The organism is Paraburkholderia solitsugae (assembly GCF_013177695.1).
GTDB lineage: Bacteria > Pseudomonadota > Gammaproteobacteria > Burkholderiales > Burkholderiaceae > Paraburkholderia > Paraburkholderia solitsugae.
The window spans coordinates 1-10,504 of record NZ_WOEY01000049.1 but is presented as its reverse complement, the minus strand read 5'-3'; the positions used below and the strand labels follow the sequence as shown (position 1 = coordinate 10,504).

Here is a 10,504-nt window from a genome sequence, read left to right as displayed (position 1 = left end):
ATCGTCGGCACCGGTGGCCCACACCGCTGCGCCCGCTCAAGCGGCCGCCACGCACGGACTGTTCGACGCCTCGGCGGCTTCGGCCTCCACCGCAGCGAATACCCCGGCGCCCGCCGCGGTTGCACCCGCAGCCGCGAGCAGCGCACCGGCGGCAAGCACGGCGGCGGCCGCCGAACAGGACCGCAAGGCGGCGCGTCCGGCCGCGGCAGCAGGCGGCGCGGAAGGCAGCTCGATTCGCGTTGGCGTTGAGAAGGTCGATCAGCTGATCAACCTGGTGGGCGAGCTGGTGATCACGCAGGCGATGTTGGCCGAAACCACCAGCACGTTCGATCCGGCCTTGCACGACCGTCTCTTCAACGGCATGGCGCAGCTCGAGCGCAACGCCCGCGACCTGCAGGAAGCGGTGATGTCGATCCGCATGATGCCGATGGATTACGTGTTCAGCCGCTTCCCGCGTCTCGTGCGCGATCTGGCGGCGAAACTGGGCAAGGAAGTGGAACTCGTCACCTTCGGTCAGGCGACCGAACTCGACAAGAGCCTCATTGAACGGATCATCGATCCGTTGACTCACCTCGTGCGCAACAGTCTCGACCACGGCATCGAAACCGTGGAAGCGCGGCGCGCGGCGGGCAAGGATTCGACCGGCCAACTGGTGCTGTCAGCCGCGCATCACGGCGGCAACATCGTCATCGAAGTGAGCGACGACGGCGCCGGTTTGCGCCGCGACAAGATTCTCGCGAAGGCGGCCAAACAGGGCATGCAGGTCAGCGAAACGATGTCCGACGAAGAAGTCTGGAACCTGATTTTCCTGCCGGGCTTCTCGACGGCGGAGCAGGTCACGGACGTCTCAGGCCGCGGCGTCGGTATGGACGTAGTGAAGCGGAACATCCAGTCGATGGGTGGTCACGTGGAAATCACCTCGCATGCGGGCAAGGGCAGTACCACGCGCATCGTTTTGCCGCTCACGCTGGCGATTCTCGACGGCATGTCGGTCAAGGTCGGCAACGAGATTTTCATTCTGCCGCTGAACTTCGTGATGGAGTCGCTGCAGCCGCGAGCCGAGGATATTTATACGGTCGCCAACGGCGAACGCGTGGTGCGCGTGCGCGGCGAATATCTGCCGCTCGTCGCGCTGCACGAAGTATTTACGGTCGACGACGCCAAGCAGGAACCGACGCAGGGCATCGTCACCATCATGCAAACCGAAGGGCGCCGCTTTGCGATGCTGATCGACGAGCTGGTGGGACAGCAACAGGTGGTCGTGAAGAATCTGGAAACGAATTACCGCAAGGTGCACGGCATTTCCGCCGCAACCATTCTCGGCGACGGCAGTGTCGCGCTGATCGTGGACGTGGCGGCGCTAAATCGCGAAACGCGCCATGCGCACGGCGCGATGAGCCTCGCATGACATCGGTAATGGCATCCGTCAGGTACGCAGTTTTCGCAACACTCACTCAATTTATTTCATCCCAACCGTTTGGGGGCTAACGTGGCAGAAGTCCAATCCATCAATTCGAGCGTCGCGAACGCGAGCGGTACGAATGGCCGCCGCGACGCGCAGCAGGCAGACGCCGGCGGTCAGGAATTCCTCGTCTTCACGCTCGGCGCCGAAGAGTACGGCATCGACATTCTCAAGGTGCAGGAAATCCGCGGCTACGACAATGTGACGCGTATCGCCAATGCGCCTGAATTCATCAAAGGCGTGATCAATCTGCGCGGCATCATCGTGCCGATCGTCGACATGCGCATCAAGTTCCATCTGGGCCGTGTCGAATACGACCACCAGACGGTCGTGATCATCCTGAACGTCGCGCACCGCGTGGTCGGGATGGTGGTGGACGGTGTGTCGGACGTGCTGACGCTTGCCACCGATCAGATCATGCCGGCGCCGGAATTCGGCGCGACGCTGACGACCGAATACCTGACGGGGTTGGGCACCGTCGACGGCCGCATGCTGATCCTGATGGACATCGAGAAGTTGATGACCAGCCGTGAAATGGCGCTGATCGAAAACCTCAGCGCCTAAACGTCAATACGCGTCAGTACTAGAGATAGATGGAACAGGGAGCGCCAAGATGCTGAGCAGGTGGTCGATTCGCACATCGCTGACGATGGTGGGGATCATTCTGGTTGCGCTGACCGTTGTGGTCGGCGCGCTTGGTCTAACCGCGCTGAACGGCGCGAGCCAGTCGCTCGACCGGATCGCGCGCGGCGATCTGGTCGCTATTCACGCGCTCGACGATGCTTCGGCGTACCTGTTGCGTTCGCGTCTCGCGGTGGACCGCTTCAACACGCTGTCGGCCGCGGGCAACGCGGACGAAGCGAAGAAAGCGATCGATCGCGCGCAGGAACTGCTGACCAAAGGCAATCAGAGCTGGCAGATCTATCTCGATGCGCCGAAGAACGGCATCGATCAGGCGCTTCTCGACGACGTGGTCGCCAAGCGCACGACGGTGATGCATGAAGGCGTCGATCCAGAGTTCGCGGCCCTGAACGCGAACGACATGAGCGCCTATCACGCGATCGCCGATACGAAGATCAGCCCGATGTTCATCGCCTACGACGGCGCGGCATCGGCGGTCATCAAGGCATTGCAGCAAGGCGCCGTGGATCAGCAGACTGACGCGCAATCGAACATCTCACTGATGACTACATTGATCATCGGCGTCACCGTACTCGCGCTGCTGATGGTGGTGGGTATCCGCTTCGCACTGCGCGGCCTGATCGTGCAGCCGCTGAACGACGCGACGGCATGCTTCGAGCGGATCGCGTCCGGCGATCTGTCCGAGCAGATCGACGTGTTCAGCCGCAATGAAATCGGCCGCCTCTTCGCCGGCATCAAGCGGATGCAGGAAAGCATGGCGACGATGGTAAGGGCGGTTCACAGCAGCACCGAGTCGATCGACACCGGCGCGCGCGAAATCGCCATGGGCAACACCGATCTTTCGCAACGCACCGAACAGCAGGCCGCTTCGCTGCAGGAAACCGCGTCAAGCATGGAGCAACTGACGGGCACCGTGAAGCAGAACGCCGAGAACGCGCGCCAGGCGAGCCAGTTGGCCGTCAGCGCGTCGGATATCGCGACGCGCGGCGGCGACGTGGTGAACCAGGTCGTCACGACGATGCAGGACATCGCGACCAGCTCGAACAAGGTCGTCGACATCATCGGCGTGATCGAAGGCATTGCATTCCAGACCAATATTCTTGCGCTGAACGCGGCGGTCGAAGCCGCGCGGGCGGGCGAACAGGGGCGCGGTTTCGCGGTGGTCGCAGGCGAAGTGCGCAGCCTCGCGCAGCGCAGCGCCAGCGCCGCGAAGGAAATCAAAGAACTGATCGGCGACTCGGTCGACAAGGTGCAAAGCGGCTCGGCGCTGGTCGGCCGGGCGGGCACCACGATGGACGAGATCGTGCAGGCGGTGCGCCGCGTGACCGACATCATGGGCGAAATCAGCGCGGCTTCCGAAGAGCAGTCGGGCGGGATCGAACAGGTGAGTCGTGCGGTCGTGCAGATGGACGAGGTGACGCAGCAGAACGCCGCGCTGGTCGAACAGGCTGCGGCTGCGGCGGCTTCACTCGAAGAGCAGACGCGCCAGCTGCAAGCGGTGGTGAACGGCTGGAAGGTGGCCGGGGGCCAGACGCGCAGCACCGTGGCCGCGGCCCGTCCGCAAGCTGGGGCACGCCCGAACGGCAGCGAGCGTGACGGTAAGCGTGACACCAAGGGCGGCAGCCAGCACGTGCAGCACGCCAAGGCAGCGCCGCAAGCGGCAGCACACACAGCAACACACGCGGCAGCCAACACGGCAACCCATGCAGCACCGGCTTCGGCCAACCATGGTGCCGCCCCGGCACGTATCGAACCGGCTCTCAAACTGAAGACGGCCCGCGCCGCATCCGAATCCCCAGCACGTCCGGCCACAGCAAGCGCGCCGACGTCAGGATCGGACGCGGATTGGGAAACGTTCTAGGAAGTGGCACAAAGACATGCGGTCATTCGGCATCTCGCTCCATGAGGGGCGAATCATCGAAGCACGCTTACAAGGCGTGTCGCGGGCCGACTGCGTGTTGGCAGAACTCGCGGGCGGGCGCGACCCCGCGAACACAATCCCTTTCGCCAGAAGCAATCCTTCTGGTGAAAAGCGGGATGGCTCGTATTGCAGGCAGGAACTCTCATAATGGCAACGCGCGCACAGCAAACTCCGCAACCGGCACGTTCCGAGCGAGCGGAACCGGCTAGACCCGGCGAGCAAGGACGGGATTTCGAATTCACGTCGGCGGATTTCGCTCGCATTCGCGATCTGATTCATCGCAATGCGGGTATTTCGCTGTCGGATCACAAGCGCGACATGGCGTACAGCCGTCTGGCGCGCCGGCTGCGCGCCCGGGGTCTCGAGGCCTTCAAACAGTACCTCGATCTGCTCGAAGCGGAAAACGATCCGGCCGAGTGGGAAGCCTTCACCAATGCGCTGACCACCAACCTGACCGCGTTTTTCCGCGAAGCCCATCACTTTCCGATCCTCGCCGAGTTCGTGCCGCGCCGCGCGCAGCCGGTTTCGGTGTGGTGCTCGGCAGCCTCGACCGGTGAGGAGCCGTATTCGATTGCGATGACGCTGATCGAAGCGCTCGGCGACAGCGGCGCGCGTCAGGCCAGCGTGCTCGCCACCGACATCGACACGCAAGTGCTGGCGAAAGCCGAAGCCGGCATGTATCAGTTCGACCAGGTGAAGCATCTGTCGCCCGAGCGGCTCAAGCGCTTCTTCCTGAAAGGCACCGGCGCGCACGCCGGCATGGTCAAGGTGCGCCCGGAAGTGCGCGCGATGGTGCGCTTCGAACAACTGAATCTGACCGACCGCGATTACGCGCTGCGCTCACAGTTCGACGCGATCTTCTGCCGTAACGTGATGATCTATTTCGACAAGCCGACGCAGGCGCAGGTGCTCGCACGCTTCGAGCCGCTGATGAAATCGGGTGGTTTGCTGTTTGCCGGCCACTCTGAAAACTTCACCTATGTGACGCAGGCGTTCAAGCTGCGCGGCCAGACTGTTTATGAGCTGACGCGCGACGCAGGTGCCGCCGCACGCGCGCCGGCACGGTCGTCGAACCATGCGAGCCATGCCGGCAGCGCAACGGCCAACGGGGTGACCGCATGAGCAGCAGCTTGCCGATCGCCACCAATCTGTACTTCGACAACCACTTCCAGCGCCCCGGCGTGAAGCTGTTGCCGAACGAGTTTTACACGACCAACGAAGACATGGTGCTCGTCACCGTGCTCGGTTCGTGCGTCGCGGCCTGCATTCAGGATCGCACGGCCGGCATCGGCGGCATGAATCACTTCATGTTGCCCGACGACGGCGCGGACGCCGGCCAGCCCGCGTCGGATTCGATGCGCTACGGCGCGTATGCGATGGAAGTGCTGATCAATGAACTGATCAAGGCCGGTGGCCGGCGCGAACGTTTCGAAGCCAAGGTGTTCGGCGGCGGCGCCGTGCTGGCCGGCATGACGACGATGAACATCGGCGATCGCAATTCGGAATTCGTGCGCCGTTATCTGGCGCTCGAAAAGATCCGCATCGTCGCTGAGGATTTGCAGGGAACGCATCCGCGCAAGGTCGCTTTCATGCCGCGCACCGGCCAGGTGATGGTGAAGAAATTGCGTCTGCTGCAGGAAGCAGGCGTGGCCGAGCGCGAACAGGCGCTCATGCGGCAAAGCTCCGAAGCGCGCGCCGAGCGGCTCGCGGCGGCGCGCAAACGGGTCGAGTTGTTCTCGACGCCGGCAGCCACGAGGCCCAAGGTCGAACTGTTCGGCGCGGCAGGCGGCAGCGCGGGTGCAGGCGCAACCAAGCCGCGCATCGAACTCTTCGGCGCAAGCCCGCGCCCGATTAATTCAAACAACGCCAGAACTACAGAGGAGGCGTGAGCGCTGTGCAAAAGATCAAAGTACTGTGCGTCGACGATTCGGCGCTGATCCGCAGCCTGATGACGGAAATCATCAACGGCCAGCCGGACATGACCGTCGTGGCGACCGCACCCGACCCGTTGGTCGCGCGCGATCTCATCAAGCAGCACAATCCGGACGTGCTGACGCTCGACGTCGAAATGCCGCGCATGGACGGCCTCGACTTCCTCGAGAAGCTGATGCGTCTGCGGCCGATGCCGGTCGTGATGGTGTCGTCGCTGACCGAGCGCGGCAATGAAATCACGCTGCGCGCGCTGGAACTGGGCGCGGTCGACTTCGTCACCAAGCCGAAGGTCGGCATTCGCGACGGCATGCTCGACTACTCGGAAAAGCTCGCCGACAAGATTCGCGCCGCGGCCCGCGCACGGGTGCGCCAGGCCGCGCCGGTGCAGCACGCGGCCGCTCATGCCGCGCATGCGCCGGCCGCCGCCGCGCCACTCTTCAACAATCCGCTGCTCAGTACCGAGAAGCTGATCATCGTCGGCGCGTCGACCGGCGGCACCGAAGCGATCCGCGAAGTGCTGGTGCCGCTGCCGCCGGATGCGCCTGCCGTCCTGATCGCGCAGCATATGCCGCCGGGTTTCACAAAATCTTTTGCACAACGCCTTAATGGTTTGTGCAGGATTACCGTTAAAGAGGCAGAGCACGGCGAACGCGTGCTGCCGGGACATGCGTATATCGCGCCTGGCCACGCTCACCTGTTGCTGGCCCGCAGCGGCGCGAACTATATTGCGCATCTGTCGGACGAACCGCCGGTCAACCGCCACCGTCCGTCGGTGGACGTGCTGTTCCGTTCAGCCGCGCAACACGCGGGCAAGAACGCGGTCGGCGTGATCCTGACCGGGATGGGGCGCGACGGCGCCGCCGGGCTGCTGGAGATGAAAAAAGCGGGGGCGTACACCCTCGCGCAGGACGAAGCGAGCTGTATCGTGTTCGGCATGCCGCGTGAAGCCATTGCGCTTGGCGCCGCGGACGAAATTGCATCGCTGCCGGAAATGAGCCGTCGGGTGATGGCGCGTCTGTCGTCGATGGGTGACCGCGTACAGCGGGTATGATGCGCGCCTGATGGAATGAACTGGCGGTCATGCGCCGCATCATGGATCAAGCAAAGGGAATGAAATGGATAAGGGAATGAAGATTCTGGTAGTTGACGACTTTCCGACGATGCGCCGGATCGTTCGCAACCTGCTCAAAGAGCTCGGCTACTCCAACGTCGACGAGGCGGAAGATGGTCAAGCCGGCCTCGCGCGTTTGCGCGGCGGGTCGTATGACTTCGTGATCTCCGACTGGAACATGCCGAACCTCGACGGTTTGGCCATGCTCAAGGAAATCCGCGCCGACGCCAACATCGCGCATCTGCCGGTGCTGATGGTGACGGCCGAGTCGAAGAAGGAAAACATCATCGCGGCGGCGCAGGCCGGCGCGAGCGGTTATGTCGTCAAGCCGTTCACGGCCGCGACGCTCGACGAGAAGCTCAACAAGATTCTCGAGAAGATGGCGAAAGCCGGGAGCTGATGTGACTCTGTCGACCAACGCGCAAGGCGCCGAAGCGGCGACCGAGAGCGGCGACCTCGCGTCTGACCGCATCCTCGCCCGTATCGGACAACTGACGCGCACGCTGCGTGACTCGATGCGTGAGCTCGGGATCGACAAGCACGTCGAACGTGCGGCGGAAGCCGTGCCCGATGCTCGCGACCGTCTCAAGTACATCGCGAACATGACCGAGCAGGCCGCCGAGCGCGTGCTGTCATCGATCGACGTCGCCAAGCCGATTCAGGAACAACTGCAGAAAGATGCCGGCGAGCTCGATGCGCGCTGGGAGCAGTGGTACGCGGCGCCGATCGAGCGCGAAGAAGTGCGCGCGTTGATGAACGACACGCGGACCTTTCTGCGCGGCGTGCCCGAAGCGACGGGCGCGACCAATGCGCAGCTGATGGAGATCATGCTGGCGCAGGACTTCCAGGATCTGACCGGCCAGGTCATCAAGAAGATCACGGATGTCGTGTACCTGATCGAGCAGCAGCTGCTCGGCGTGCTAGTGGAGAACATCGCGCTCGAGCGGCGCGAGCAGTTCGCGGCGAATGCGGCGGCACTGGCAGCTGAGCCGTCGTCCACCGGCAGCCCCGAACATCTGCTGAATGGTCCGCAGATCAATCCGGAAGGCAAGACGGACGTGGTGCAGGACCAGTCGCAGGTCGACGATCTGCTGGCGAGTCTCGGCTTCTGACTGGTGGGCCGCCCGAGAAGGGCTCGAGCCGGATCGCCTGACCGCCGGATCGGTATGTGCAGCAAGCGCACGCGGGAGCGTGCGCTTGCTGTCTGCCGACACAAACCGCAGGCATACTACGCACTCAAGCAGCGGCACGGCGTTCCGGTGAGAAACAGTCACCGGTCGGTGGCACGGTGAGGCATTCCTTATGAGTGCGACCGCAGCGGTGCCGTATGATCTGCATACATGCGGCCGGTTCGCGCTAAGTGCGAACCGAGCAGCAGCAGCTCGGGAGGAGCCTTGTCATGTGGAGTCGTGTACGTCGCGCCGGGTTCGTTATGGCGCTAGCATTACCCTGTTCGCTGTCAGCCGTGCAATCCGCCTATGCGGGACTGGGCGGCACGCCGATGACACCCCCTGCGGATGCGTCGGTTTCTTCCCGCATCGTGCAGCCCGGCGCCAGTTCGGCAACGGCGGCTCAAAGCGTGATGCATTCTGCATCCAGCGCTGCCTCTTCTTCCTCGGCCGCCTCAGCTTCCGCGTCCTACACCGTGCGTGAAACGACGTTCGGCAACGGCACGGTGGTGCGCGAATACCTCGCCGCGGACGGTTCGGTCTTCGGCATCGCGTGGCGCGGTCCGCAAATGCCGGATCTCAACGATCTGCTCGGCAGCTATTTTCCGCAGTACGTCGCCGGCGTGAAAGCCGTGCGCGCGGCGCGCGGAGGCGGGCGTGGCCCGGTTGCGGTCGACCAGAGCAGCCTCGTGGTCCGTTCCGGCGGCCACATGGGCGCGTTCAGCGGTCAGGCCTGGTTGCCGCCGGCGTTGCCCGCCGGCGTCAGCGGTTCCGACATCCAGTAAGGGCGGGGACGAACGATGCGAACCATGCAAAGTCATATTGCTGGGAAGTTCAGGGGCTGGATGCAGGCCGTCGTGGCCGTGGCGTTGGTGTCGCTGGTGGCCGCATGCGGCGGTGGCGGCGGCAGCTCCAGTTCCAGTAACAATAACAATTCGTCGACCACGCTGAACGGCGGCTCGCTGCCGGCCAGTCCGACCCAGCAGCCGATCGCCGCGACCGTGGCGAATACCGTGGCGGTCACGGTCGGGCAGGGGACGAGTGGCGTCATCAATATTCCGACGGTTAGCGTGACCATCTGCCCACCGGGCACGACATCCAATTGTCAGGTCATCAGCAACATCCAGGTCGATACGGGTTCGTTCGGGCTGCGTTTGGTCAGCACGGTGGTGAATACATCGTCGCTACCGATCAGTACCTTGGCCAGCGGTGCGCAACTCGGGGAATGCGCAACTTTCGCCGATGGCTACACCTGGGGCACGGTGCGCACCGCGACCGTGCAAATCGGCGGCGAGACGACGAGCAGGGCCATCCCGATACAGATCATCGGCGATCCGGCCGCGGGTACGGCGCCGGCGAAGGGCTGCGGCAGCGGCTCGGCCGAAAACACGGTCAACAATCTTGGCGCCAACGGTATTCTCGGCATCGGCACTGCGCTCACCGATTGCGGCACAACCTGCTCGACCGCGTCAACCGCGGCCAACTACAGCAATTACTTCACGTGTCCCAGCGGTAGTAGCTCCTGTCCCCGCGCCACGGTGCCGCCCAATCAGCAGGTCGCCAATCCCGCCGCTAACTTTCCAGTCGACAACAATGGCGTGATCGTGCAGTTGCCGCCGGTGTCGAATACCGGACAGTCCTCGGCCACCGGCACGCTGGTGTTCGGGATCGGCACGCAGTCGAACAATACGCTGCCGACGACGGTGCAGACCTTCGCCACCGACGGCTTCGGCGACATGAACAACAGCGTGTACAACGGCACGACTGTGCAGGCGTTCTTCGATTCGGGTTCGAACGCCTACTTCTTCGCCGATAGCTCGCTCGCGCTGTGCGGCAGTAATTACCCCGGGTTCTATTGCCCGTCGTCCGCGCAAACCCGGTCGATCACGCTGGCCGGCCAGAACAGCACGACAGCGAGCGTCCCGATCGGCATCCTCAGCGCGGCGACGCTGTTCGGCAACACCAGCAACTATGCGTTCAACGATCTGGCCGGGCAAATCGGCGGCAGTAGCAGCTTCGATCTCGGCTTGCCGTTCTTCTATGGCCGTCACGTGTACTACGGCTTCGATCAGACACCCGGTGGTCCGGCGCCTTACGTCGGCTTCTGAGCTGGACGACGCAGGCGTAAGGGCGGGTTGGACACCCGCGCGAAATCGCGCAGGTGTCCATTGATCGTAGCCGGCACCGCTTGCCACGATTAGCGAGTCGGCCCTTGGTCAGATGCCCGTGGTTTGCCGCCGCAAGCCAGCCACCCGTAGCCCGCGCCC

The 10,504-nt window shown here is 63.7% G+C and carries 10 protein-coding genes; all 10 read left to right on the top strand.

Annotated features, from left to right (window positions below; translation table 11 throughout):
* Positions 1–1,408 (top strand): chemotaxis protein CheW (locus tag GNZ12_RS12040; RefSeq protein ID WP_172310547.1); only part of this gene is annotated, 1,408 nt, incomplete at its 5' end.
* Positions 1,409–1,489: 81 nt separating this feature from the next.
* A complete protein-coding gene (gene cheW / locus GNZ12_RS12035) occupies positions 1,490–2,026 on the top strand; it encodes a chemotaxis protein CheW (protein ID WP_172165135.1) in 537 nt (178 codons plus the stop codon).
* A gap of 49 nt (positions 2,027–2,075) precedes the next feature.
* Complete coding sequence (locus GNZ12_RS12030) at positions 2,076–3,965, top strand: methyl-accepting chemotaxis protein (RefSeq protein WP_172310546.1); 1,890 nt, start codon at positions 2,076–2,078, stop codon at positions 3,963–3,965.
* A gap of 204 nt (positions 3,966–4,169) precedes the next feature.
* Positions 4,170–5,147 (top strand): CheR family methyltransferase, encoded by a 978-nt coding sequence (locus GNZ12_RS12025; protein ID WP_172310549.1) that lies wholly within the window; start codon positions 4,170–4,172, stop codon positions 5,145–5,147.
* Positions 5,144–5,914 carry a chemoreceptor glutamine deamidase CheD gene (gene cheD, locus GNZ12_RS12020; RefSeq protein ID WP_172310545.1) on the top strand — a complete coding sequence of 257 codons (771 nt, stop codon included), beginning with the start codon at positions 5,144–5,146 and terminating at the stop codon, positions 5,912–5,914. The genes GNZ12_RS12025 and cheD overlap by 4 nt, the downstream gene beginning before the upstream one ends.
* Positions 5,915–5,919: 5 nt before the next feature.
* On the top strand, positions 5,920–7,008 hold the full coding sequence (locus GNZ12_RS12015; RefSeq protein ID WP_172310544.1) for a protein-glutamate methylesterase/protein-glutamine glutaminase: 1,089 nt from the start codon (positions 5,920–5,922) through the stop codon (positions 7,006–7,008).
* A gap of 64 nt (positions 7,009–7,072) precedes the next feature.
* A complete protein-coding gene (cheY, locus tag GNZ12_RS12010; RefSeq protein ID WP_172310543.1) occupies positions 7,073–7,468 on the top strand; it encodes a chemotaxis response regulator CheY in 396 nt (131 codons plus the stop codon).
* 7 nt (positions 7,469–7,475) lie between these two features.
* Positions 7,476–8,180 (top strand): protein phosphatase CheZ, encoded by a 705-nt coding sequence (gene cheZ, locus GNZ12_RS12005; protein WP_172310548.1) that lies wholly within the window; start codon positions 7,476–7,478, stop codon positions 8,178–8,180.
* A 287-nt stretch (positions 8,181–8,467) separates the two neighbouring features.
* Positions 8,468–9,022 (top strand): DUF2844 domain-containing protein, encoded by a 555-nt coding sequence (locus GNZ12_RS12000; protein WP_172310542.1) that lies wholly within the window; start codon positions 8,468–8,470, stop codon positions 9,020–9,022.
* Between the two features lie 15 nt (positions 9,023–9,037).
* On the top strand, positions 9,038–10,345 hold the full coding sequence (locus GNZ12_RS11995; RefSeq protein WP_172310541.1) for a DUF3443 domain-containing protein: 1,308 nt from the start codon (positions 9,038–9,040) through the stop codon (positions 10,343–10,345).
* Positions 10,346–10,504 lie beyond the last annotated feature (159 nt).

Coding starts and splice junctions, on each gene's coding strand:
- GNZ12_RS12000 (WP_172310542.1), top strand. CDS start 8,468: ATGTGGAGTCGTGTACGTCGCGCCGGGTTCGTTATGGCGCTAGCATTA.
- cheD (WP_172310545.1), top strand. CDS start 5,144: ATGAGCAGCAGCTTGCCGATCGCCACCAATCTGTACTTCGACAACCAC.
- GNZ12_RS11995 (WP_172310541.1), top strand. CDS start 9,038: ATGCGAACCATGCAAAGTCATATTGCTGGGAAGTTCAGGGGCTGGATG.
- GNZ12_RS12030 (WP_172310546.1), top strand. CDS start 2,076: ATGCTGAGCAGGTGGTCGATTCGCACATCGCTGACGATGGTGGGGATC.
- cheY (WP_172310543.1), top strand. CDS start 7,073: ATGGATAAGGGAATGAAGATTCTGGTAGTTGACGACTTTCCGACGATG.